The following is a 25,665-nucleotide window of genomic DNA, read 5'->3' as shown; positions in this document are numbered from 1 at the left end:
ACTGATATTCACAATATTAGCAGGCTTGTCTTTGTTGTACCGTAGTAATAACTGACTGCCACGATACTATAGTCAGTTTCATATACAGCAGATATAGAGTGTTTAGTTGATAACGATAAGCAAATCTAACAAGACTACCTATCACTTTCTGAACCTGAATGATTTTATCTGCTTTACCTTACCCTCAACTTATATCATTTTCCACGTCATATCATTTTCGCTCAAGCGATGATAGTTAAGCTGAGGATAAGAAGATAAATCCACCTTTTGCAAGTTGTCTAGCGCCGTTAACAATGCCTCATAATAAGGCTCAATCATTGCAAACTGCACAGGTGTCGTATGCTGTACATTCAGCAAGCACTTATCTTCCAAATCTTGGCTAGCCTGACGCAGTTGCGGTACACCTGTATATCGACTACCGCCCAGTATACGATGGGCAATTTGTGCCAGCATATTGCGGTCATGCGCTTCCCATGCCTGAATAAGCGCCTGTTCCTCATCATTGATAGTATCAATCATCATGATAATAAGCTTGGCCGCCAATTCAGGTTTGTTCGCTGAACGAGTGAGCGCATCTTGCCAATCTAAAATGTTTGAGGTATCACTTTTGCTTATATTGTTGTGGCTAAGGTCATTATTAATTTGCTCGTGTAAAGTCGTATTATCGTGAGCTGTTCTATCTTGAAAGCTTTGGTCTTGAGGGCTTTTATCTTGAGAGTTATCGATAGACTTTGTTGGTGATTGTAGTAGTGGCGATTGACCTTGTTTTTGTAGACGTAAGCTCTCATAGCGCGGCTGAATATCACGCGCAGCATCTCGTCTATAGCCTTCACGAGGCTGGCTATCGCGCAAATAATCATCACGGATTTTTTTCAGGGATAGTGGACGGGTAATTTTCGGCTCGCTACTGACAGAAGCACTATTACGATCTACCCCGTCTCCTCTTATTATTGGATAAGTAGCGATTGAGTTGTCTGAACTGGCTTGAGTCTCTTGCCCATTTACATTGTTGGAGAGCAAGTCGTTCGATAAATCATTGTCATTGATTGAGTAACCGCGCAGCGAGTCAATAGCAATTAGCTCAGCTTCTGATGAGTCGGTGCCCCGTACATTAGCATCCTGTACATTAGCATCCTGTACATTAGCACCTTTGAAATTATTACCCTGTAAATCTGGATGCTGTAAACCAAAGCTCTGTAAATCTGTATCAGGCAGCGCGGTCAATTGTGGTGTGGTACTCTTGCGACCAAGCCATTTCTGTAGCACTTGCAATAACTGCGGTTGGCTAATAGGTTTGCCAACATAGTCGTTGATACCACTGGCTATAAGTTTGTCACGTTCATCTGCCAACCCATGCGCGGTCAGAGCGATAATAGGGATACGGCTATCCGCATTTTCAATATTTCGAATCTGCTTAGCTGCCTCATGTCCCGACATCCGTGGCATTTGAATATCCATAAATATTAAATCAATATTATCTTTGTCTTGCGTAGCTGCTTTATCGTCAGCGCTCGTGTCTTCATGATAGAACGCGCTATTTGTTTTTTTGTTTATCTCATCACGTGTTTCTGCTTTAGAAAGTTGCGTTTTATTCGATAGGCTTTGCTTATCGCTCTTGGCAGTTTTGATGTTTTTGGTTTGTTGTTTACTGATAATTTCGATAGCATCAAACCCACTGCTCGCAGTAACTACCTGAATCCCTAACTCACTCAATAGAGCATCAAGCACTAGTAAATTGGGCAAATGGTCATCAACTGCCAGCACCGTGACCCCTTTCCAGCGTGGTTCCTGCAGGCTTTGCGGCGTACTACGGCTTTGGGTATCGAGCATCGCGTACAGCTGTCTTTTGTCTAATGGTTCATAAAGTATGTTGGCATGATAGCGGTTGAGTAGCGCTTGATCGGCAGCTACTTGGTAGCCGAATACAGCAAGCTTGCCTTGATAATGCAGACGAATTTGCTTGAGGAGCGCCATCATATCGTCTTGCGTGTCATCATCAACGATGACCCAATCCCAATAGTTACCGTGCTCTTTCAACGACTCCAGTACACCCGGCAACGAGTTGGCTTGAGTCAGCTTAATTGGTAAGTACTGCAAGCTAGCCTTGAGTACTTGTATCGAAGCGGTATGATTGATCCAAACCAGTACATTAAATTCATCGGTCTCGCTTGCTAGTGGCGCCAATACTGGCAATTCAATCGTCTGCCCTGTGGCTGCCTCTAGCACGTCGACATGGGCTGGCATGCGAAACCAAAATGTCGCGCCTTGATTGGCAATATTTTCTTGAGCATTATCATGAAATCCAATATCACCGCCCATCAAGCGTGTTAACTGTTTGGAGATGACCAGACCCAACCCTGTACCACCATACTGACGTGTGATTGATGGATCGCCTTGGCTAAAGCTTTGGAACAGCATTTTTTGATCTGCCAGAGAAATACCTTTTCCGCTATCTTGCACGCTAATCATCAGATAGTTATCACGGTGGTCATCTAAGCTCACACGCACCACCACATCACCACTATCCGTAAATTTAATGGCATTACCAACGATATTGGTTAATACTTGCTTAAGACGTAGGGCATCGCCGTTGATACGCATCGGCACATCATTGTAAAACAGTACTGCCATGCGTAAACCCTTCTCCGCAGAGACAGGAGATAGCATATCGACTACATCATAAATGGTGTCATAGAGATCGAACTCATGGCGATCCAATACCAGCTTGCCTGCCTCAATTTTAGAAAAATCTAAGACATCATTTACCAAAGCAAGCAAATGGGCTGAGGACTTACGTATGGTCTGTACATACAAGTCCTGTTCAGGATTAAGCTCGCCATGACGTGCCAGCAAATTAATAAAGCCATCGATACTGTTTAATGGTGTACGCAGTTCGTGACTGATATTGGCTAAAAACGCAGATTTTGCTTGGCTAGTTGAAATGGCCGCATCACGTGCATTTCGAATAGAGATGTTTTGCATTTCCATCTCATCAAATGCCAAACGTAAATCATCCTCCGTTTGCTCGGCATGGTCTTTGAGCTCTTGAAAGCTTCTATGCAAGCGGCGCAATGTTCTGACTAGATCTTGCTGTAATAAATTCAGCTCGCCATCTGACTCTACTGGTACAGGTTGGTATAAATTATCGACATGGGTACGCTGCAACTGCAAACGCAGCTCATAAATGGGAGCAATCCAACGTTTCGAATAGATATTTAGGCTCAGTAGTAGAATCAAGATAGTAAACAAGCCAGTAATCACTAACGCCATCGCAATACGGTAGCGTGCAATGTAGAGCGGCTCATTATCCATATCGACGAGCAACCACAATGTCTGCCCTTCAAATTCTCCCAATACACTGCCATACGCTGTGCCTACAGGCGTTGGGCGTTGTGACAAAAAACTGGCAGAATCACTGATCAACGGCCACTCTTCATTGAGGCCATAACCGACTGTTGCTAGTACTTGATTACCTTCATTAATAATAGCAATGCGCTGTACATGCTGCTCAGACTGCATACGTCCAAGCTTATCTTGGATACCCTCTAGCGTCGTCATCGCCGCTTGTTGGGTCCTCTCAGCACTACTCCCTACTTGCTGGCGCTCTTGTTCTAGCAGCTCAGGAATCAGTTCAGCTATGACTGGTGTATAGCGAATAAGTACCGCTTCGGCCAATACTTCTTGCTCAGAGTCGCTTGCACGCATGGTTTCGTGAAATACCAAGATGCCGCCTACTGCTGCCAACACACAGATAGGCAAAAACACCAGTATGATCAGCTGACCATAAGCACTACTGGTATCGAAACGTTTTTTATATGCCATGCTAGGTCTACTCTCTACTAAGGTTCTTGCCGTGAATTTTTGTGATAATGTCAGTATTCGTGTTACTTGCAGCGCGTCATATCAGAGCATCTGGGTAAGGCGCTATTTTTAATGAAGCTATTAATCGTTAATAAATTAACTGATTTTGACGAGGCAACTACTATACAGCTCAAGATTATCTTAACAGGATTCTATAAGTACTGGTTAGGCATTCCATGTGATGAATAACGTTATAATTAAAGTGCCAACCACTCTGTGTTAAAGAGAATATGGCTTTAAGCTATCAACTCTACTTTTGCAACCCTCAACGTAATATTGACATTGACCTGATACAGTGACTATTAATCTTTGATGCGATAAGCGCAGCTGAAAACAAAATGATATAATAAAGCCACTTTTTATTTACCACAATATATCGCTCATAGTCATAACATATGAGAGCGCACTCTAATGCCTTTCGTTTTTAGCTCGCTTATCACCGTAAACCTATAACCCAAGCGACTGTCTAAAATTATGATCCAACAATAAAAACAGTGTTTCCATCAAAAACAGGCCATTAAAAACATATTTAAAAAATAAAAAAGGATACTTTATGTCCACTACAGCCATGTCAAATGCTAACTTTATTACTCAAATCACTACCCTCGCTGATTGCGTTGGTCAAACGCCATTGGTACAACTTCAACGTCTGCCTGAGCAAGAGCACATTGCCAATGGTGCCACAGTACTAGCTAAGCTTGAAGGCAATAATCCAGCGGGCTCAGTAAAAGATCGTCCTGCTTTTAATATGATCTATCAAGCAGAACAGCGCGGTGATATCAAGCCTGGTGATATGTTGATTGAAGCCACTAGTGGCAATACTGGTATTGCATTGGCCATGGTCGCCGCGATGCGTGGCTACCCGATAACATTGCTGATGCCAACCAACTCTACCCAAGAGCGTAAAGATGCCATGATTGCCTATGGCGCAACGCTGATTGAAGTAGACGAAGGTATGGAAGCTGCGCGTGATTTGGCATTACAGATGCAAGCAGATGGCAAAGGGGTTGTATTGGATCAGTTTAACAATCCTGATAATAGTCAAGCACATTACCTGACTACAGGCCCTGAGCTATGGGCACAGACAGAAGGTAAAATTACGCATTTTATTAGCTCGATGGGCACGACAGGTACGATTACTGGTGTATCACGCTACCTAAAAGAGCAAAATCCAGACGTCAAAATCATCGGCCTACAGCCTGATGAAGAAGCTTCGATTGCTGGTATTCGCCGTTGGCCAGCGGCTTACATGCCAGGTATATTTGATGCAGATTTGATTGATGAAGTGATGGATATCGATCAGCGTATTGCCGAAGTCTATATGCGTAAATTGGCGAAGACTGAAGGTATCTTTGCTGGGGTATCTTCGGGCGCAGCTGCATGGGCAGCGACCCAAGTGGCAAAAGCAAATCCTAATGCTGTTATTGCCTTTATTGTCTGCGATCGTGGCGATCGTTATTTATCAACGGGTTTATATAACGTTGACGATAGCAATACGGATAACAGCAGCGCAGAAGTTAATTAATGCATAAGAAATACCATTTAGTATCGTTAATTTAAAAGAAGTGCAGAGCAGCCAAGTGCAGATGCAATACTTAAAACCAGGTTAGCGCTGTCATTCTTTTATAATGAATTAACTATAAGCTCATAAATAGTCAGGATTATCTATGTCACAAGCGCTACCATCCGACCCTATATTGGTTTTTGATATCGAGACTGTCGCCGATGTCGATGCAGCACGCCGTATCTATCCGCAATTGGCCGATCTCAACGATGCGGATGCGTTAAGTGCGCTGACAGCGATACGTACACAAGAGGCAGGGCACGACTTTATGCGCTTGCCACTACAGCGTATCGTCTGTATCTCAGCTCTGTATATCAAAGATGGTAAGTTATCGCTATTTTCTTTGACTGCCGATAAATTTAGTGAAAAAGAAATCCTAGCCAAGTTCTTTAGAGCATTTAACGACATTGAGACACTGCCGCAACTTATTAGCTGGAATGGCTCAGGCTTTGACATACCTGTACTGATATATCGTGCCATGCAATATGATTTGTCAGCACCATGGCTGTTCGAAGAAGGCGGGCGTATTAAAAACATGCGCTTTGATAACTATGTTAATCGCTTTCATACGCGTCATCTAGACTTGATGGATCGGTTTAGCCAGTACGGTGCTAGTCGCCGCGAAGCCATGGATATCGTCGCAAGTCTATACGGATTACCCGGTAAAACTGACGTGGATGGCAGCATGGTTGGCGCGCTTGTTAGTAGCGGTGACTGGCAGACCCTATCTATATACTGTGAGTCTGATGTTATGAATACTTGGCTTATTTATTTACGCTGGTTACGTCTAACAGGACAGTTGTCTTCACAAGATTTTGATGCTTGGCAGCAGCAGAGCTATGACTATCTGGCAAAGTATACCCAAGCTGACGGTAGTCCGCGACATCAAGAGTTTATCGCTGACTGGTCATCGGCACCCGAATTATAGAATTCGCATTATTAGTAGTTTTTATTCCCCTCTTCTAGTTATTTATTATTAAGGCAGGTTTATGCAACCCACCGATTCAAAAACATCTACAGCATCTGATATGGCAGCGCAAAACAGTAACGCTCAAACGAATGAAGCTCAAACCAACGACACCCAAACGATTGTCATTCCACCTAGTAAGAAAAAATCAAAGCCATCATCAAAGACACGTCGTCGCCTAAAAGATGCAGAGCCAATTCCATTTAATATTGATGGCTTGTCACATGATGGTCGCGGTGTTGCTGTTTATGGTAATGGTTTTGATGTTGCGGAAGGTCATGCTGAAGACAAACATGGCAAAAAAATCTTTGTTAGCTTTGCTCTACCAGGTGAAAGCGCCTTAGTGAAAATAACCAACAGCCGTGCTAGCTTTGAAGAAGGCGATGCCATTAGTATTACTGCCAACCCAAACCCTGAACGTGCTGTACCACCCTGCCCGCATTTCGGTACTTGCGGCGGTTGTAACTTGCAGCACTGGCAGCCAGATGGACAAATAAACTTTAAGCAGTCAGTACTGGCTGAAATGCTAATGCACCAAGCCAACGCAGAGCCTGACAATTGGCTCGCCCCTGTGGTCGGTGATCGTCTTGGCTATCGTACCAAAGCACGTTTGGGCGTGCGCTATGTTGTCAAAAAAGAAACCGCGCTTGTCGGCTTCCGCGAGCGTTCAAGCAACTTCTTGGCAGAGCTAAATGAATGTCATATCTTAGATCCACGTATTGGTTTTGAGATTGAAAACCTAAAAACGCTTATTAGCACTTTAGAGAGCCGTGACAAGATTGCTCAGCTTGAACTTGCAATGGGTGAGCAACTGCCAGAACTACCTGATGGCAATCAGCCAGTTGCGCTCATCGTACGTAATTTAGAACCATTATCAGACGCTGATATAGACAAACTAAAAGTATTTTTTGCAGCGCGTAATTGGCAGCTATATTTGCAGTCGAAAGGCGTTGATAGCATCCAACGTATTGCGTTGACAGACACTGATGATTTGAGCGAGCAGTTTGGGCGTTTATATTATCAATTGCCAGAGTATGATCTGACTTTTGAATTTATCCCTACTGACTTTACTCAAGTAAATTTATCTGTGAACCGTCAGATGACTAAGCTTGCTTGTGACTTGTTGGACTTAAAAGCAGGCGAACGCGTACTAGATTTATTCAGTGGTCTGGGGAACTTTAGCTTGCCATTAGCGCGCCTCGTTGGTGAGACAGGCTCAGTAGTCGGTGTCGAAGGCAGTGAGGCCATGACCGAACGTGCTGCTGACAACGCTCGTCGCAACGGTATCAACAATACTGAGTTTTACAGTCAAGACTTGACTCAAGACTGTACTGATAAGCCATGGGCCAACCAAGGTTTTGATGCACTGTTGATTGATCCACCGCGCTCTGGTGCTTGGGAGATTATGCAATATTTGCCAAAATTCAATGCTGAGCGCATTGTTTATGTCTCTTGTAATCCAGCCACCCTTGCTCGTGATACAAAAGCATTATTAGAACAAGGCTATCGTCTGACTCATGCTGGCGTGATGGATATGTTCTGCCATACGGGTCATGTTGAATCTATCGCTCGCTTCGAGAAGGTAGCGGTTTAAGTTATTAATTTTCAAAAATGATTAATAGCTAGAAATGACTGATAGTTAAACCTGATTAAAGAGATAATTAAGCGTTAATACAATTGTCTAAAATAACTCAAAGCTTTGATAAGTTTGTGCTAATAAATAGCCATTATTTAGCGTAATTGACCACAGCCGTACAGAGGCTCGCTTGATTTGTCACTTTAAAATGAGATAATAGTAAACAATCTTCCTATGTTTTTGGTGATGTTTCCAATCGCTACATAGCAAGCATTTGCACTCATAGCTTTATATATTTTACGCGCATTTTATAGCTGCTAAAAATAACATTTTTAGCAGTTGTATTGGTTTATAGCTGACACTTTATGGATCGTTAATTCAGAGTGTGTGCATAGTAGATGAGGTTATAATCAATTCAAAATAGCTAAGAGGAGTCGGCTATGGTAAAAATTCGTGAAGGATTACCGCTGGTGGATGGACAGACCACGCAGGCCGATAGTGCAACACTTGCGGCGCAACTGGTGGCGAGCCAACGCTCTCACCAGTCAGCCAATAGCTATGCCCAAATTCCCCTCGACATCAAATACCAGTTGGCAACCCACAAGCTACATACTACTTTTGATCGCTCAGCTGCACACACTTATCATTTGCATGATCCTCACACTGAAGACGAGTATTTGGATGATACCAATACGCTATCAAACAAAGAGCTTGAGGCAGTTGACTTAGATCAAGCCAACATCGACGTACCTACTTGGCTAGATAATGTGGCCAAGCGTATTGGACAAGAGTCAGTACCCAACCTAAGTGCAGCTTGTGAGTTTATTCGCAGTCATATGAATACCAGTGAATCTGAGCGTTCAGGCGCTTATGTGACCGGTATTGGTATGACCGATATTTTGACCTATCTTTATCAAGATGAAGACGCATTGGTCGCGGCCATGCTGTATCGCAGTGCCCGCAAATCAATCATCAGTCTCGCTGAAGTTGAAAAAAACTTTGGTCCAGATATTTTGACACTTGTTAAAGATACCCTTGCAATGGGTAAGCTGTCGGAGATTATCGAGAGCAACAAGCGTTTAGAAGACCATTTCGTCAATAATCAACGTGATCAGCTATCAAATATTTATAGCATGCTCATATCTGTCACCAACGACGTGCGTGTGGTACTCATCAAATTGGCAGAGCGTACCTTTGCCATGCGTGAGTTGACGTTTTCTAGGCCAGAGCGTCAAACTCGTGTCGCACGTGAAGTCATGACTATCTATGCGCCATTAGCCCATCGTTTAGGTATTGCACAGTTGAAATGGGAGCTCGAAGATTTAGCTTTCCGTTATCTCGCGCCTGATCGCTATAAAGAAATTGCTAAGCTGCTGTCAGAAAAACGTAGCGAACGTGAGTCCTATATTCAGCGCGTACAAGACAAATTAAATGAATCATTAGCAGATGCCAGTATTGAAGGCGAAGTATCTGGGCGCGTCAAACATATCTACTCTATCTATCGAAAAATGAAGCTCAAAGGCTTATCTTTCGATCAGCTTTATGACATTCGTGCCTTACGTGTGTTGGTCAATAGCCCTTCTGACTGTTATCACGTTTTAGGCCTAGTACACGGTTTATGGCGTTACATTCCTGAACAGTTTGATGACTATATTACTAACCCTAAGTCTAATGGTTATCGCTCGCTACATACTGCTGTAATTGCAGAAAATAAATCACTAGAAGTCCAAATTCGTACTCATGAGATGCACTTTGAGGCCGAACTTGGCATGTGTGCGCACGTTAATTACAAAGAAGGTCTAAAGAACAAGAAAGACAATTATCTGAATCAAAGAATCAGCTCATTGCGCCAATTATTATCTATTAATAATGAGACACGCAATCAACCACGCTCAGCTGTGGTAGCGGGCGAAGAGATAGACGATATCGAGTTTGACGAAGAAGAGCAACTCGTTGATTTTGATGAGCTAGAACGTATTTATATCTTTAGTCGCGATGGTGATATTACCGAACTACCAAAAGGCGCGACCGTTCTCGATTTTGCCTACTATGTGCATACTCAAGTTGGCAACCGCGCGCAGGCGGCCCGCGTCAATCAACGCTATGTGCCACTGACGTATCAGTTGAAAACAGGTGAGCAAGTTGAGATTATCACTAAGGCTTCGCGTGAGCCCAATCGTGACTGGTTAGTAGCATCCTTAGGTTATATTCATACTAATCGCGCCCGTTCAAAACTGCGCCAGTGGTTTAATAAGCAAGACCGTGATAAGAACATTGAAATAGGTCGCCAAATGCTTAGCAAAGAGCTTGAGCGCCTATCTGTTCATCCTAATAGTATTGATCTGAACGACTATATCCAGCATTTTCATGTCAATACGACCGACGATATTATTGTAGGGCTGGTGACAGGTGATATTGGCCTGAATCAGTTAACCAGTCATATCTCTCGTCAGCTACACCTTGAACCTGAGATACCACCAGAGAGCTTTGTACCTCATGTAGATAACAGAGATACAGGTAAGCTCGATGCGTATAAAATCCATATCGATGGTTTGGATAATATCGAAATCAATTTGGCAGGTTGTTGCCATCCTGTCCATGGCGAACCGATTGCTGGCTACATCACTTTATCGCGTGGCGTCAGTGTTCATAATCGAGGCTGCCCAGAGTACTTACGTCTGGTCGAGCGTGACCCTGAGCGTAAGATAGAAGCCGCTTGGCAAGTGCAGACGGGGCGTTATCAGCCCGTTGATATTCATGTCGAAGCATATGACAGGCGCGGTTTGCTACGTGATTTGACACAGATAATTGATAAAGAAAACGTCAATATTCGCCAAGTGCAAACGTTAAGTAATGACGACAATATTGCTTTTTTAAAGTTCCATATTGAAGTCTCAGGCTTAGCACATCTATCTAAGTTGCTCGCAAAACTAGAGCAGCAACATGGTATTTTGCACGCGCGCCGTGCAGTCGTGTAAATAAAACCTTAAGTCAGTCGTTGTTTATTCCACAATAGAGTTGTCAAAAAATACTATGCCTGAATTACCTGAAGTAGAAACCACTAAAGCCAGTCTTGCTCCATTGTGGGGGCAACAGGTAGTTGATGTTAAAGTATTTCAACCAAAGCTGCGATGGATGATGCCAGATAACTTAGACGAGCTGGTTAATTACACATTGGAGAGTGTCGAGCGCCGAGCAAAGTATCTGATTCTTAATTTTCTGCCAGCAGTTGCACAGAATAACGCTTCAATGTCAGCCAGTAAAGTTGAACCACTTCAGCTTCTTATTCACTTAGGAATGTCAGGCAGCTTACAGCAACATAGCTATGGTACTGATAAGCGTAAACATGACCATCTGGTCGTCGTTTTTAATGATAATGCTAACAAAAAGTCTCAGCTACATTACTATGATCCTAGACGTTTTGGTTCAGTACTATGGCATAAAGATTACGGCAATAAACTACTAGATCATCTAGGTCCTGAACCACTTTCAAAAGATTTTACCGCAGACTATTTATACAGCTTAATCCAGCGTATTGATTTATCTAGTCAAGATAGCAATGGGTCATCGTCAGATAATACTAAAACGAATAAGCGACTGAAACCCATCTCCCGAGCGATTAAATCTGTCATCATGGAACAAGAAGTCGTAGTTGGTGTTGGCAATATCTATGCGACTGAAAGTCTGTACTTGTCCGGCATCCACCCTGCTACACCAGCCAATCAAATTTCGCACGAACAGATTGTCATTTTAGTGAATCATATTAAAGAAATTTTAAAGAAAGCGATAAAATTGGGCGGTTCGACACTACGAGATTTCACAGTAGCAAGCGGTCAGACTGGTTACTTTCAACAAACTCTAAATGTGTATGGCAGACAAGGAGAAAGCTGTCTACATTGCAGTATGACACTAGAAAACATCAAGCTTACTGGTAGAGCTAGTGTTTATTGTCCAAATTGTCAGCCGTTAAAATAGCTAATAACTGATACCCGCTTACTTGTGCTACGTTTATATTAAATGAAGACAATATTTGAACAGAGTATTCATTCTAAAAGTACCAAATATTGTCAAAGCTATAACTAGATTATTCTCATTTTTGTTGCTTATTAGCGCACATCTTGCTTTAATAGTGCTAGCGCTTACATAAATAGTGCGTATTATTTATTTTTCTGTAATATTTAGACTAACTATTGTTGCCGCAAGATTCCTGTGTGAAGATAGCAGCAGCCATTAATCATACTACTATGAGTTTCAGGATATCGTTATGACTGTTAAAGCAAAAACCCAACGCACAGTTAAGCAGAGATTTTTTACTGTATTGTCAACTTTAGGATTGGTAGTTGCGACCATTCAGCCTACTTTTGCAGCTATAGAAATTGATGAAACTGATTTCGGTCCTTCATACGAGACGATGGTAGTCGATACGATTGTTGGTAAGCCACTGCAACTCGTGAATGCTGTTGCTGGTACGGCAGCTTATATCGTTAGCTTACCTTTTTCACTTATTGGTGGTAATGCAGATCAAGCACAGCAGAAGCTATTTGTTGAACCTTGGGATGCTATGGGACGTTGTTTAGGCTGTACAGTTGCTGAAGACAACTATTATAAGTCTCAAGTTGTTGATAATAACGTGGTACGTATCGTTGTCGATCAACCATCAGAAATTCTAATTAATACCAATGACTATGTAGTGGTCACTCCGTAACAATTTGCTTTTAGTAGGCACATCAAATAGTTCACAAAAAATGACTGTGACTATTTCATAGCAAAAAGGCTAACGAGGAGTTAGCCTTTTTATTGTCGAAAAGTCGATAATTTATTTCGTAATACTAGTATTACTTAATTTGGCACTGATTTCGCGCAGCAACTTCACTTCCTCTGATGGCTCTTCTACTGCTTCTTCTATAACTTCCTCTACCTCTTCAGCACGGCGCATTTTATTGACACCTCTCACCATCATAAAGATGATGAAAGCTAAGATTAGAAAGTTAATAAGTACGGTAATAAAACTACCGTAAGCCAATACAGGTACACCTGCTTCTTTGAGCGCATCATAAGTCATAACAATACCATCAGGTGCATCGCCTAAAACTAAGAACATGTTCTCAAAATTAATCTCGCCGCCAAAAATAAAAGCGACAATCGGCATAATAATATCATCTACTAAAGATTTTGTGATGGTAGCAAAAGCCCCGCCGATGATGACACCGACTGCCAAATCCATCACATTGCCCTTGACAGCGAACTCTTTAAACTCTGAAACCATACTCATTGTTTTTTCCTCAAAATTTATCTACAAACCAATAGATATTTATATAATTAGTGTCACATCTAGCTTTCATGTTAATAATTGAATACATTAACGTCACTATTCATTCTGTCTGTATTTTTCCAAGATTACAACCCAAAAAAAAGCAGTATAAAGTGAACCACTAATAGCTCACCTTATACTGCTCATTTTTGAATCACTCAGTGCCCGTAGAAACTACTGACACTAAGCATTTGCGTCAAACATCAATACTATGAATTACTAAGTAACTCACTTATTGATATTAAGCACCTTTCTTACCACGGCCGTGACGCTTACGCTCACTTTCAGTTAAGTAGCGTTTACGAATACGTACCGCTTTTGGCGTTACTTCGACTAGCTCATCGTCTTGAATAAACTCAAGCGCTTGCTCAAGAGTGAATTTCACTGCTGGCGTCAACGTCAATGCTTCGTCAGTACCACTAGCACGTACGTTGGTTAGCTGTTTAGCAGTCGTTGGGTTAACAGTCATATCATCGTTACGAGAGTTAAGACCAACAATCATACCTTCATAAACTTCAAGCTGTGGCTCAGCAAACAACTTACCACGTTTCTGTAGGTTAAATAGAGCAAAACCTAGGCAAGTACCATTTGCCATAGAAACCAATACGCCGTTAGAACGACCACCAACATCACCAATCTTCTGTGGACCGTAATGTGAGAAGCTCGAGGTCATGATACCACTACCTGAAGTCAGGGTTAGGAACTCAGAACGGAAACCGATCAAGCCACGCGCTGGTATGGTTGCCTCGATACGCATACGGCCTTTACCGTCCAGCTCCATGTTAGTCATCTCGCCTTTGCGTAGACCAACTTGCTCCATGATAGAACCTTGATGCTCTTCTTCAATATCGAAGACAACGTTTTCATACGGCTCTTGTAGCTTACCATCAACTTCTTTAACGATAACTTCTGGGCCAGAAACACCTAGCTCAAAACCTTCACGGCGCATGTTTTCGATAAGTACTGATAAATGAAGCTCGCCACGGCCTGATACTTTGAATTTATCAGGAGACTCAGTGTCTTCTACACGCAATGCTACGTTATGAATCAATTCACGCTCAAGACGCTCACGAATGTTACGTGAAGTCACAAACTTACCTTCACGACCAGCAAATGGTGAATTATTTACTTGGAAGTTCATAGATACTGTAGGTTGATCTACCGTTAGTGCTGGTAATGCTTCAACGTTGTTAGGATCACAAATAGTATCAGAAATGTTTAGTGCATCGATACCTGTGATACAAACGATATCACCTGCTTGTGCATCTTCAACGTCAATACGATCAAGACCATGGTAACCCATGATTTTTAGAATACGGCCGTTACGCGTCTTACCATGCTTATCAATAACAGTCACTGGCGTGTTAAGTTTAACTTTACCACGTTGAATACGACCAATACCGATTACACCAACAAAGCTGTTGTAGTCAAGGCTTGAGATTTGCATACGGAACGGAGCGTCAGCATCAACCTGTGGTGGCTGAACAACGTCAACGATAGTTTTGAACAATGGCGTCATATCATCAGCTAAATCATCTGCTTCTAGACCTGCAATACCATTCAATGCTGAAGCATAAACAACTGGAAAATCAAGCTGCTCATCGTTTGCACCTAGGTTGTCAAACAAATCAAAGATTTGATCCATTACCCAATCAGGACGTGAGCCAGGACGATCGATTTTGTTAATAACAACGATCGGCTTTAGACCTTGTTCGAATGCTTTTTGCGTCACAAAACGAGTCTGAGGCATTGGGCCATCAACAGCGTCAACAACCAAAAGTACGCAGTCAACCATAGACATTACACGCTCAACTTCACCACCGAAATCGGCGTGACCTGGGGTATCCACAATGTTGATACGGTATTCAGTTTCTGAAGTTTTATCTGTCCAGCGGATAGCTGTGTTTTTAGCCAAAATGGTAATACCACGTTCTTGCTCAATATCACCTGAGTCCATTGCACGCTCAGCAATGTTTGCACGGTCGCCAAAAGTACCAGACTGATGTAATAACTTATCAACCAAAGTTGTCTTACCGTGGTCAACGTGGGCAATAATTGCAATGTTACGCAGGTGTTTGATATCGTTCGCCATATAAAATGCTCGTTTCGTCTTAAAAAAATGCAGTAGCAGTAAGCGCTGCTGAATAAACTTTCATCATCAATCAGATAGATATTGAATCTAAGATGACGCAGAAAAGAATGCTATCAAATAAAAAATTTCAATACAATCAAATATCTATACTGACGAATTCATCATACAGATTGCTATGCTAATGTACATGCTGTTAATTTACAGAATGTTTGGGTGGCTAGTATAACATTATTGATTCATAAATTTATGTAATAACTCACTTTTCTCAATACATAAATAAAAAAAAGCCACCCGTTGGGTGGCTTTTTTTGTAACTGTATATTTTACTATACGATTATTTTGCTAATACTTACTGAACAACCATATCTTTAGTTTGTTCAACAGTCATTGTTTTGTCACCAGTGATGATGGCATAAACACGACGGTTCATAGCACGACCTTCTTCAGTGTCATTTGAAGCGATTGGGTTGTTGTAACCATAGCCTACAGTTGATAGACGGTTTGGAGCGATACCGAATTCATTAGTTAGCATAGATTTAACAGCAACGGCACGAGCTTCAGACAGACGTTGGTTATAACGTGCTGAAGGACCAGTCTTAGAAGCATGACCTTCTACACGAGCTGTAGAGTTAGGATACTCACGCATCTTCTCTGCTACTTTAGCGATTTCTGGCTTGTACTGGTTTTTGATAGCTGACTTATCGTTATCAAAGAATACACGTAGTTCCATTTTCAGTTCGTCAGTAATGTCTACTGGTACTGGGCAACCGCGCTCATCAACTACAACGTTCATTGGAGTGCCTGGGCATGCATCGATGCTATCAGGTACGCCATCACCGTCAGAATCAAGATCAGCTTCAACAACGACTACTGGAGTGTTGTCAACTACTGGCTCTTGCATAGGTGGTACTGCTACTGTAGGTGCTAAATGGCCACCTAATACTACTTCTAGACCGGCCAAAGCCATGCCTTCCCACCAGTTGTTGTCAAAGTTATGAATCGCACGAGCTTCACCACGTAGGCTTAGCGCGTCATTGATGCGATACATAGCACCTAGACCTAGGTTACCGATAGTGTCTTTAGAGTTTGATACTTCAGTACCAGCAGCAACTACTTCACCGTTAGAATTAGTATACTGTTCTTGGTTCTCTACTTTGATTTTAGACTGACCAGCACCTACTAGTACGTATGGCTTAAGTGCGCTATCAGTGTAGCCAGTGAATTCTTCAGTACCGATCAAGAAGTTACCAGAAATCATTTCTTGTTCAATATCAAAGCGGTTAACGCCGGCATCAGCTGAATCTTCAGAAGCTTCGCCGTTTGCGTCAGATACACCATATTCTACTTGGAACTGAGTAGAAGGAGTAAGTTCGATACCTAAAGCTGCACCAGTATACAGGCTGCTTTCTTTGGCTACGCCACCATTGCTGTTACCACGGCTACCATCACCGATAACATCGCCGTTAGCGTTTTCATACAAGTTTTTACCAGTAGTAAGAACTTCACGCTGTTTGTCAGAGGTATCACTGAATTCTTCAGTCATGTGATAACCAAGTAACAATGGGCTAATAGTAACACCAGCATTAGCTGCCATCGGTGCAGCCGCTACAGCAACAAGGGCTAGAGCTATTTTGTTCAATTTCATGGACTTCCTCCAAAGGATAATTTTAGTGATGCATTAAGCAAAACCGATTCTCAAGACGTACTAAGATAAACATCTCTTACGCATTTTAAGTGACAAAGCAAAACCAATTAAGGAGTAGCTTAGCGATTATTAATTCAGTTTACAACTTTTTTCGTTAACGAGCTACACATTATTACACGATAATGTTGTAACTAAAACACAATAAATAGTCTAAGTTACCCAGAACTAACACACCTTACGCTTCTTATCTTTTACACATCAGTTTGCGATAGATGAATAGTCTATTGATAGCTATTTTCTTGAAGCATTTTATTACAATTAGAATTTTTTCTCTATTGCTAATGTCTTTCTTTCACTAATTGAAACATTTTTTGACAGTCGCTATATATTACATATATATTGTAAAAAACCAATATTCTTCTGAAAATCAAGTGATTAGGTGTTGTATGTGTTTTATATACAGTGGAATAAGAGAAAGTTTAAAGAATTTGGACAATTGGTGTGCTTAAAAAATAGTCAACACAAGGATGTGTGAGACGTTGTTTTCTACTTGAATGACAGATAGCTATAGGATGTAGCGCATTATGAACTTACTTAGTAAGGTACTGGCCCATTACAAGACAATAGTCATTTTTACCTTTTGTTTACCTATTTGCAGAATAGGCAGGTATGGAATTGATAATTTCTTAGCTATTGTATCTAGGTTATTCAATAAACTATTGAAGTTAGTCAGTTATAGGAAATCATTCCTTCAGAACAATAATATTCTCAGTGCTAAGCAATCAAACGGCTTTACTCTCGTTGAGCTAATTGTGACGACAATGGTATTGGGAATTATCGCAGCTATTGCAGCGCCAAATATCTTAACGCACTTAGCACGAATGGAAGCTCAACGTGTCAAGCATCAATTAGAGAACACCTTGTCCTTAGCAAAGGCCGAAAGTTATATAAGTCGGCAGGATGTCTTGGTTTGTTTATCGAATGATGCACAGCAATGTCATAGGAACAGTGATAAGACACTTCTGCTATTCGTAGATAAAAATAACAATAAGCATTTTGATTCTCAAGTAGACACGTTATTAACTCAGCAATCCTTAAACCTAAGATATAGTACAGTGAAGTTAAGAGTTGGCGGTAGGCGACACTATACTAAATTTTGGGGCGATAGCGGCAGACCTCGAGGACACTTTGGCCATATAAAATACTGCCCCACCTCTTCTTATAACAAGTCAATGTACCAAATTTCTTTTAACCAATCCGGTATCGTCAAACATAAACTTAATGCAGACCACCCTACAAAATGTAATGGGTAATAGATGCCGTATATGCAAACCTATTTATACATTGCCTCTTTCATCATTGTCACAGCGCTTTCTAACCCTACAAACACCGCATCTGCAATAAGTGCATGACCAATATTCAATTCGTATATACCATCAATCTTTGCAATGGCATTCACATTGTCACACGTTAAGCCATGACCCGCGTTAACAAGCAATTTCTCGTCTAGGCTCTGTGCTGTAGCTACTGCTTGTTCAATTCTTTGAAGCTCAGCCAACTGTGCGGCAGTATCATTTGCTAAGCCTGCTTCGGCATAAGCACCAGTATGCAATTCTATTGCGTCTGCACCACACTCTATCGCAGCTGAAATCTGCTGGTCATCAGGATCAATAAACAAAGAGACCTTAATATTAGAATCTTGTAGCTTATAAACATACTCTTTTAGAGACGTAATTTGCCCTGCAACATCGAGACCACCCTCTGTCGTTAACTCTGCACGCTTTTCAGGTACTAGACATACCCAAAAAGGTTTAACTTCGCAGGCAATTGCAAACATCTCATCCGTTGCGGCCATCTCTAGGTTCATCCTCGTCGACAACTGCCCTGCCATTTCATAAACATCCGCATCTTGTATATGACGACGATCTTCGCGTAAATGTATAGTGATACCATCTGCCCCTGCCTTTTCGCACAATAATGCAGCAGCCAAAGGACTTGGATAACTCACACCGCGCGCTTGACGAAGTGTTGCCACATGATCAATATTCACGCCTAACAAAGGTTTTTTTGTATTGTTTTCAGATGAGGTAGATACAGAGATACTCATAAAAAATCCTTTGGACAATTAAGCCTAACTTATATAGTTGATACTACGATGATATTTGAGACTTTATTGATAACGTTGCTGCTGCTGCCATAACAGACGGCTTTGTAGTGGCTGATAGTCAAGCAAATGATCAATAAGATTTCGATGTAGCTTTGACCAATGGTTCAGCGTCTGTTCAGTAATACCTAAACGTGCCATTTCTATAATATCCGCACCCTTAAAAACAGTCTGTCCAGACTCACTGGCTAAATGCTCAGACTCTTCATTATGTACCAATACAGGGAGCAAACCTACATCCGGCAAAAAGCGGTAAGTACAATCAGGCTCAATGGGGTCTTCAACGTTGTCATGCGTTAACGTTAAAGTGAATCCTAATTCGGTAAATAGATACTGCTCAAACTGACGTAGACAGAGACGAAGCTCGCTATTACTTAGAGTTTGTTTGAGTTGTTGTAGACTGATTTGATAATGCTGCCACAATACTGGCATTGGGTCTTCAGTAGGTAACAACCGCCACAGAATCTCGTTTATATATAGTGCGGCATACTGATGTTGGCCGCTGATATTAGCGTAAGGTATAGCTTCTAAGACAGCAGGTGTACTATCTTTTTGAACACTGTCAGCTTGAGTCATATCTTGCGAGGCAATATTAATTTGACTAAAGGTTTTTAGGTCGCGTTTGCCAGTAGCAAAAAGCTGTAACGGCATAAATAGTGGCGCGCCTTTTTTTCCAACACCATGTATCACACCATGTTGTTGAGAAAAAAGATAATACAAGGCGCGCTTTTCTTGATAAGGACGCTGATGCAATAAATACCCGACGAGCGCTTCATTACGCATTTTTTATTACCTAAATAGCTAAAAGGCACACAGTGCTTTTGAAGCGTTCGTTTTTAACCGCTATCAATAGCCCAAACTGGTCAACGCACGCTCGTCATCAGACCAACCACGTTTCACTTTGACCCACAAAGTTAACATGATTTTTTTACCGAACAACTGCTCCATATCTTTACGAGCATCCATACCAACTTGTTTGATACGCTGGCCTTTGTCACCGATAACGATGGCTTTTTGACCACCACGTTCAACATAGATAGTCGCATCGATGAAAGTACAAGCTTTGCGTGGACGTCCTGTTTTTGGATCAGTATGTGCAGGTTCGTCTTTAAACTCATCAATCTGTACCGTTAAATCATATGGCACTTCATCACCCGCACTACGCATGATTTTTTCGCGTATGATTTCACTGGCTAAAAATCGCTCAGAGCGATCGGTGATTTGCTCTGTATCATAAATAGGCGCAGCAACTGGTAAATGCGAAGCAATCACTTCTTGCAAACGATCTAAGTTTTGATTTTTTAGTGCAGATACAGGAACGATATCAGCGAAATCAAAACTATCGTTGAAAGTTTCGATAAGTGGTAGCACGCTGCCTTTATCTTTTAGAGTATCTGACTTATTGATAACCAATACGACTGTTAGATTGGTCTCACCGAGCTTTTGCAAGGTCAATAAATCATCGTCACGCCATTGATCTGAATCAACAACAAACAGTACTAAATCTACATCTACTAACGCCGATACCGCCGCTTTATTCATACGTTCGTTAATAGCACGTACTTCGTTACGGTGAATACCTGGTGTATCAACAAACACCGCTTGCATTTCATGGTTTGACAAAATGCCATGAATACGATGACGGGTGGTTTGTGGTTTGCGTGAGGTAATAGACAGCTTTTGACCCAATAAGTGGTTCATCAAAGTTGATTTGCCCACATTTGGACGTCCAACAATGGCCACATAACCTGCTCTAAAATCATCAGCCATACGAGCATTGCCACTCGGTGCAAAAAACTCTTCAATGGCCATATCATTGTCTAATGCAATATCTTCTGCATCAATACCATGAATCTCTTCGGTAACTTCGATATTGTTCTGGCTTGAATCAATATCTGTATTCTCACCCAAATTTTGGGTGCTGTCTTCATTGTTTGATGGCAAATCAGTATGATTGCTCATAAGTTAATCCTATAGGGTTTGTGTCTAGCCGAACAGTCGTTGATGCTAAATTTATTCAGTCACCATTAAAAACGGGCTAGAGACATTTAAAGTTTTAAAATAAATAATATGTGAGGTAGTTTTAATGTATGTTTGCCAAGTTATAAACCAATCTAAACCGATACTATGCATCTAAAAATGCGTTTATGGATATCGGCTATACCCGTTTTTTGGCAGATCCTGGCAATTTATGTAATTGGTTAATCATAAGCTCTGCTGCTTTCTGTTCAGCGATACGGCGGCTCTCACCAGATTCAGTAATATCAGGACAGTTATTGATATTTACATGGCAACGTACAACGAAAATTTGATGCGGTGCATTACCACGCGTTTCCATGAGCTCGTAGTTGGGCAAGTCAAACTGTTTAGATTGTAACCACTCTTGCAATCGACTCTTGGCATCCTTCAATGCTTTTTGGTCATTGACATTATCAATCAAATCACCATACCAAGAGAGAACACATTTACGAGTAATATCCATATCCTGGCTGTCTAAATAGATAGCACCAATCAGAGACTCTACGGCATCGGCTAGTATAGAAGCACGATTGCGACCGCCACCTTTGCGCTCACCTACTCCTAATATAAGATGGTTAGACAACTCTAGGTTTTGGGCGATAATTACCAACGACTCTTGGCGCACCAGTGTTGCACGCATACGCGTTAAGCGACCTTCATTTTGACTAGGATAACGATGATATAAAGCTTCACCCACAATCATCCCTAACAGTGCATCACCTAAAAACTCTAGGCGCTCATAGTTTTTTTTGCTATCAAATGAGCGATGCGTTAATGCAAGTTTAGGAAGGCTCAAGTCATTGAACTCGTAGCCTAACTTACGCGTTAATACTGCTAACCGCTGAATAAATTCTGAGCTAACAACAAGCGTGTCAACAGACGTACTATTTTTTTGGGAAGTAGGAACCGCTTGGGAATGGTGCGAAGTTGGTTTCATGCGTGGTTTGTGGTTATCCCTTCTGCTTGACAGATTTAGTTTAATAATATTATTTGATATATTTTATGAAATAATGAAGGTGCTATGTCGTACTATTGCGACTTACTCTGCTGTTGCCATTTCAATGTTACCTTCGAAACGGTTTATGATATCGACATTGCTAAAAAAGTTATTAGTTACTGCATATTCTTTATAGATAGCCAATTGACCTGTTTTTTTATCAGTAAAGGTAAATACGTCTTCCGCCTTGGTATCATAGTCAGCATTGATAGATAACTGTTTGTTGACACGTTCAACAAATTGCTTGGCTGTTTCGTTATTATTATTGGCTTCTTTTAGCTGTGCACTTAATACCTTGGTCAATTGATAATCACCAATCTGAGCCGGTACAATAGCTACTGTCAACTTAGTCGCAATACCCAAAAGCATAATAATAAGAACAATGTTTGTCACACTGGCGCCGCGCTGCATCGCCAAACCAGATAATTGCTGCATTATGATATCCTTCTAAAGATAAACGACTATTTCGAATAAGTGTATAAATAATAAATAGCTATTGATTATTTATCAACGATATTAGCATAAAACTATTATCAACCAATCAATCTCTAGACAATCTCATAATCTTAATTGATAGTACCATTACGTTCAAAGGTTGGTAGGTTAAGACCAGGTGGTTTATGCATCCAAATATAAACTGCCTTACCTGCTAGGTTTTCATCAGGAACGAAGCCCCAAAATCTACCGTCTGCGCTGCGATCTCGGTTATCACCCATCACAAAATACTGATCTTCTGGTACGTCAATGCGCCACTCAGTACCTTCCGACTTAACCACCTCTGGTGATTGTTGCTGCAAAAATGGCGCGTATTGTGAACTGTTCATGCCATCTAAATAGCGCACGAGGTGCTTATTGTCACCTTGGACTTCTTCAAAATATTGTGCCGCGTCTTCTTCTTGTTGACCCATTGCAGAAGCACTCTTTTCAGTCAACACTTGCCCTGGACCGATTTGCCCTGGTAAGTATAGCTGTGAAGTCAATTCAGCATTTGCCGCGAAACCTACAGACTTAGTCTCAACAGGTACATCATTGATAGATAACGTGCCTTGACTATAGCTTACGGTGTCACCAGGCAAACCGATAACGCGTTTAATATAATAAATGCTCGGGTTTTCAGGATAGCGAAACACTGCCACATCACCATGCTCAGGTTCACCAGTATCTAGCACCTTATTGTAGGTTAACGGCAGGCGCACGCCATATGCATACTTATTAACAGCAATAAAGTCACCCGTATATAGCGTCGGCACCATAGACGATGATGGGATATTAAATGGCTCAATTAAAAATGAGCGTACTATCAATACCACTGCTAACACAGGAAAAAAGTCATAAGCCCAGCGAACTAGTAAGCCTTCTTGACCCCGACCACGAGTTTTGCGCTGTTTGAGCGCTAGCTTATCTAACAGCCAAACAATTCCTAGGACTATAGTTAACGGCACTAAAATTAAATTAAAATCAAAATCCATACCAAATTGCCTATTAACGAGCGGCTTATCTAACACCTTTACGATAAGACTCACTACATTTGACTGTTATCTACAATGACTATCTTAGGTTACGTTTAGCGATTAGCTATCAACTTGCAACACAGCTAAGAAGGCTTCTTGTGGAATTTCCACGTTACCTACTTGCTTCATACGTTTTTTACCTGCTTTCTGTTTAGACAGTAGCTTTTTCTTACGTGACACATCGCCACCATAACATTTTGCTAATACGTCTTTACGCATGGCTTTTACCGTACTACGACCGATAATTTGGCTACCGATAGCGGCTTGAATGGCAACATCAAACATTTGACGTGGAATCAACTCTTTCATCTTCGTAACCAGTGCATTACCACGATAACGTGATTGGGTTTCGTGCACGATCATCGCTAAGGCATCAACTTTATCGCCATTGATTAGTACATCAACTCTCACCAACTTATCGGCTTGATAACGTTCAAAGTTATAGTCTAGCGATGCAAAACCACGTGAGACTGACTTTAGGCGATCAAAGAAATCCATGACCACTTCGCCCATTGGGATATCAAATATCAGCTGTACTTGTCGACCCATAAAACGCATATCAACCTGAACGCCGCGACGCTCAATACATAGCGTCATTACATTGCCTAAGAATTCTTGCGGTACTAAAATCTGACAGCGGGCAATTGGCTCACGGAACTCTTCAATGTTGTTTGGTTCAGGTAGATGTGATGGATTATCTACATAGATTACATCACCGTTCTTTTTCTCAATTTCGTAAATAACTGAGGGCGCTGTAGTAATCAAATCCAGATCATATTCACGCTCTAGACGCTCTTGGATAATCTCCATATGCAGCATACCCAAGAAGCCACAGCGGAAACCAAAGCCAAGCGCATCTGACGTATCTGGCTCAAAAAACAGCGACGCATCGTTGATTTGCAGTTTTTGCAAAGCTTCACGGAATTTTTCAAAATCACTCGAATCCACTGGGAACATACCAGAATAGACTTGTGGCGTGACTTGTTTAAAGCCTGGGATACGATCCACATCAGGGGTCTTAGCGTGAGTGATAGTGTCGCCTACTGGTGCTCCGGCAATATCCTTAATACCCGCAATAACAAAGCCGACTTCCCCTGCTTCTAAAACACCCGTATCTACAGGCTTAGGGGTAAAGACACCAATCGAGCCAACCAGATGTGCCTCTTGAGTCGATTTGATATATAATTTGTCACCTTTACGTATAGTACCTTCACGTACCCGTACCAATGAGACTACGCCCAAATAATTATCGAACCAAGAGTCAATAATTAGTGCTTGGAGTGGCGCTTCACGATCACCAGTTGGTGCCGGAATAAACTCTACTAGCGCTTCTAGCAGCTTATCAACACCAAGACCAGATTTGGCTGATACTCGCGGTGCATCAACGGCATCGATACCGATAATATCTTCAATTTCTTGAATGACGCGCTCAGGCTCAACTTGCGGCAAATCAATCTTATTTAACACCGCCATGACTTCTAAGCCTTGATCAACGGCTGTGTAGCAATTGGCTACTGACTGTGCTTCTACGCCTTGAGCGGCATCAACAACCAATAGCGCACCTTCACAAGCTGCTAATGAACGCGACACTTCATATGAGAAGTCAACGTGGCCCGGGGTATCAATAAAGTTAAGCTGATAGCGCTCACCATTTGGATGATCATAAAACAGCGTTACTGACTGTGCTTTGATAGTGATACCGCGCTCACGCTCAATATCCATTGAGTCGAGTACCTGCGCCTGCATCTCGCGATCTTGCAAGGCACCGCACATTTGAATAAAACGATCGGCAAGGGTCGACTTACCATGATCAATGTGGGCAATGATTGAAAAGTTACGAATATTGGCTAATGCAGTCACAAAGCGCCTACTAAATTAAGGGTGATAGAATAATAAAACTAAAAAATAAATACTGTCAGATGCAATTGATAAGGTGCGTGTACTTCTTTGAAGGTTAA

At 41.7% G+C, this 25,665-nt stretch carries 18 protein-coding genes; 7 read left to right on the top strand and 11 right to left on the bottom strand.

Annotated features, from left to right (window positions below; translation table 11 throughout):
• Positions 1 to 189: 189 nt before the first annotated feature.
• On the bottom strand, positions 190 to 3,822 hold the full coding sequence (locus tag B2863_RS09505) for an ATP-binding protein (RefSeq protein WP_296209702.1): 3,633 nt from the start codon (positions 3,820 to 3,822) through the stop codon (positions 190 to 192).
• Between the two features lie 592 nt (positions 3,823 to 4,414).
• On the opposite strand from B2863_RS09505, the gene cysM reads away from it, so the two are divergent.
• The 6 genes from cysM to B2863_RS09475 all read left to right on the top strand — a co-directional run bounded on the left by cysM (position 4,415) and on the right by B2863_RS09475 (position 12,673).
• A complete protein-coding gene (gene cysM, locus B2863_RS09500; protein ID WP_414706926.1) occupies positions 4,415 to 5,386 on the top strand; it encodes a cysteine synthase CysM in 972 nt (323 codons plus the stop codon).
• Positions 5,387 to 5,528: 142 nt separating this feature from the next.
• On the top strand, positions 5,529 to 6,353 hold the full coding sequence (locus B2863_RS09495; protein WP_296209701.1) for a 3'-5' exonuclease: 825 nt from the start codon (positions 5,529 to 5,531) through the stop codon (positions 6,351 to 6,353).
• A 61-nt stretch (positions 6,354 to 6,414) separates the two neighbouring features.
• Positions 6,415 to 7,986, top strand: coding sequence for a 23S rRNA (uracil(1939)-C(5))-methyltransferase RlmD (gene rlmD / locus B2863_RS09490; protein ID WP_414706924.1), 1,572 nt, complete (start codon positions 6,415 to 6,417; stop codon positions 7,984 to 7,986).
• 422 nt (positions 7,987 to 8,408) lie between these two features.
• On the top strand, positions 8,409 to 10,946 hold the full coding sequence (locus B2863_RS09485; protein ID WP_057758410.1) for a RelA/SpoT family protein: 2,538 nt from the start codon (positions 8,409 to 8,411) through the stop codon (positions 10,944 to 10,946).
• A 55-nt stretch (positions 10,947 to 11,001) separates the two neighbouring features.
• Entirely contained in the window at positions 11,002 to 11,943 is a 942-nt protein-coding gene (mutM, locus tag B2863_RS09480; RefSeq protein ID WP_296209698.1) for a bifunctional DNA-formamidopyrimidine glycosylase/DNA-(apurinic or apyrimidinic site) lyase, read from the top strand.
• A gap of 289 nt (positions 11,944 to 12,232) precedes the next feature.
• Positions 12,233 to 12,673, top strand: a complete 441-nt coding sequence (locus B2863_RS09475; protein WP_296209697.1) for a hypothetical protein — start codon at positions 12,233 to 12,235, stop codon at positions 12,671 to 12,673.
• 111 nt (positions 12,674 to 12,784) lie between these two features.
• Here B2863_RS09475 and mscL read toward each other — a convergent pair whose 3' ends face one another.
• The 3 genes from mscL to B2863_RS09460 form a co-directional block, all read right to left on the bottom strand.
• The gene (mscL, locus tag B2863_RS09470; protein WP_296209695.1) at positions 12,785 to 13,240 is read right to left on the bottom strand and encodes a large conductance mechanosensitive channel protein MscL; all 456 of its coding nucleotides are present in this window, start codon (positions 13,238 to 13,240) and stop codon (positions 12,785 to 12,787) included.
• A gap of 280 nt (positions 13,241 to 13,520) precedes the next feature.
• The gene (gene typA / locus B2863_RS09465) at positions 13,521 to 15,371 is read right to left on the bottom strand and encodes a translational GTPase TypA (protein WP_057758402.1); all 1,851 of its coding nucleotides are present in this window, start codon (positions 15,369 to 15,371) and stop codon (positions 13,521 to 13,523) included.
• Between the two features lie 349 nt (positions 15,372 to 15,720).
• Positions 15,721 to 17,016, bottom strand: coding sequence for an OmpA family protein (locus tag B2863_RS09460; RefSeq protein WP_296209691.1), 1,296 nt, complete (start codon positions 17,014 to 17,016; stop codon positions 15,721 to 15,723).
• Between the two features lie 584 nt (positions 17,017 to 17,600).
• On the opposite strand from B2863_RS09460, the gene B2863_RS09455 reads away from it, so the two are divergent.
• The gene (locus B2863_RS09455; protein WP_296209688.1) at positions 17,601 to 18,329 is read left to right on the top strand and encodes a GspH/FimT family pseudopilin; all 729 of its coding nucleotides are present in this window, start codon (positions 17,601 to 17,603) and stop codon (positions 18,327 to 18,329) included.
• A gap of 20 nt (positions 18,330 to 18,349) precedes the next feature.
• On the opposite strand, the gene B2863_RS09450 is transcribed toward B2863_RS09455, so the two are convergent.
• From B2863_RS09450 to lepA, 7 genes are all read right to left on the bottom strand, one after another.
• Positions 18,350 to 19,123, bottom strand: a complete 774-nt coding sequence (locus B2863_RS09450; RefSeq protein ID WP_296209685.1) for a pyridoxine 5'-phosphate synthase — start codon at positions 19,121 to 19,123, stop codon at positions 18,350 to 18,352.
• Between the two features lie 63 nt (positions 19,124 to 19,186).
• On the bottom strand, positions 19,187 to 19,963 hold the full coding sequence (gene recO / locus B2863_RS09445; RefSeq protein ID WP_296209682.1) for a DNA repair protein RecO: 777 nt from the start codon (positions 19,961 to 19,963) through the stop codon (positions 19,187 to 19,189).
• A 63-nt stretch (positions 19,964 to 20,026) separates the two neighbouring features.
• The gene (era, locus tag B2863_RS09440; RefSeq protein WP_057762330.1) at positions 20,027 to 20,992 is read right to left on the bottom strand and encodes a GTPase Era; all 966 of its coding nucleotides are present in this window, start codon (positions 20,990 to 20,992) and stop codon (positions 20,027 to 20,029) included.
• Between the two features lie 346 nt (positions 20,993 to 21,338).
• Positions 21,339 to 22,136, bottom strand: coding sequence for a ribonuclease III (rnc, locus tag B2863_RS09435; protein ID WP_057758394.1), 798 nt, complete (start codon positions 22,134 to 22,136; stop codon positions 21,339 to 21,341).
• A 102-nt stretch (positions 22,137 to 22,238) separates the two neighbouring features.
• Positions 22,239 to 22,631, bottom strand: coding sequence for a DUF4845 domain-containing protein (locus tag B2863_RS09430; RefSeq protein WP_290178089.1), 393 nt, complete (start codon positions 22,629 to 22,631; stop codon positions 22,239 to 22,241).
• A 131-nt stretch (positions 22,632 to 22,762) separates the two neighbouring features.
• Entirely contained in the window at positions 22,763 to 23,665 is a 903-nt protein-coding gene (lepB, locus tag B2863_RS09425; protein ID WP_296209677.1) for a signal peptidase I, read from the bottom strand.
• Positions 23,666 to 23,767: 102 nt separating this feature from the next.
• Positions 23,768 to 25,567, bottom strand: a complete 1,800-nt coding sequence (gene lepA / locus B2863_RS09420) for a translation elongation factor 4 (RefSeq protein WP_101204270.1) — start codon at positions 25,565 to 25,567, stop codon at positions 23,768 to 23,770.
• Positions 25,568 to 25,665 lie beyond the last annotated feature (98 nt).

Origin of the sequence: Psychrobacter sp. UBA3480, assembly GCF_002377945.1 — a bacterium.
Taxonomy (GTDB): domain Bacteria; phylum Pseudomonadota; class Gammaproteobacteria; order Pseudomonadales; family Moraxellaceae; genus Psychrobacter.
This window is presented reverse-complemented; position numbering and strand designations above follow the sequence as displayed.

What these genes read in the sequence shown, in the direction of transcription:
- rlmD (WP_414706924.1), top strand. Translation starts at nt 6,415, where the DNA reads ATGCAACCCACCGATTCAAAAACATCTACAGCATCTGATATGGCAGCG.
- rnc (WP_057758394.1), bottom strand. Translation starts at nt 22,136, where the DNA reads ATGAAACCAACTTCGCACCATTCCCAAGCGGTTCCTACTTCCCAAAAA.
- B2863_RS09505 (WP_296209702.1), bottom strand. Translation starts at nt 3,822, where the DNA reads ATGGCATATAAAAAACGTTTCGATACCAGTAGTGCTTATGGTCAGCTG.
- B2863_RS09430 (WP_290178089.1), bottom strand. Translation starts at nt 22,631, where the DNA reads ATGCAGCAATTATCTGGTTTGGCGATGCAGCGCGGCGCCAGTGTGACA.
- mutM (WP_296209698.1), top strand. Translation starts at nt 11,002, where the DNA reads ATGCCTGAATTACCTGAAGTAGAAACCACTAAAGCCAGTCTTGCTCCA.
- typA (WP_057758402.1), bottom strand. Translation starts at nt 15,371, where the DNA reads ATGGCGAACGATATCAAACACCTGCGTAACATTGCAATTATTGCCCAC.
- B2863_RS09450 (WP_296209685.1), bottom strand. Translation starts at nt 19,123, where the DNA reads ATGAGTATCTCTGTATCTACCTCATCTGAAAACAATACAAAAAAACCT.
- era (WP_057762330.1), bottom strand. Translation starts at nt 20,992, where the DNA reads ATGGCCATTGAAGAGTTTTTTGCACCGAGTGGCAATGCTCGTATGGCT.
- cysM (WP_414706926.1), top strand. Translation starts at nt 4,415, where the DNA reads ATGTCCACTACAGCCATGTCAAATGCTAACTTTATTACTCAAATCACT.
- B2863_RS09475 (WP_296209697.1), top strand. Translation starts at nt 12,233, where the DNA reads ATGACTGTTAAAGCAAAAACCCAACGCACAGTTAAGCAGAGATTTTTT.
- mscL (WP_296209695.1), bottom strand. Translation starts at nt 13,240, where the DNA reads ATGAGTATGGTTTCAGAGTTTAAAGAGTTCGCTGTCAAGGGCAATGTG.
- B2863_RS09460 (WP_296209691.1), bottom strand. Translation starts at nt 17,016, where the DNA reads ATGAAATTGAACAAAATAGCTCTAGCCCTTGTTGCTGTAGCGGCTGCA.
- B2863_RS09485 (WP_057758410.1), top strand. Translation starts at nt 8,409, where the DNA reads ATGGTAAAAATTCGTGAAGGATTACCGCTGGTGGATGGACAGACCACG.
- B2863_RS09495 (WP_296209701.1), top strand. Translation starts at nt 5,529, where the DNA reads ATGTCACAAGCGCTACCATCCGACCCTATATTGGTTTTTGATATCGAG.
- B2863_RS09455 (WP_296209688.1), top strand. Translation starts at nt 17,601, where the DNA reads ATGAACTTACTTAGTAAGGTACTGGCCCATTACAAGACAATAGTCATT.
- recO (WP_296209682.1), bottom strand. Translation starts at nt 19,963, where the DNA reads ATGCGTAATGAAGCGCTCGTCGGGTATTTATTGCATCAGCGTCCTTAT.
- lepB (WP_296209677.1), bottom strand. Translation starts at nt 23,665, where the DNA reads ATGGATTTTGATTTTAATTTAATTTTAGTGCCGTTAACTATAGTCCTA.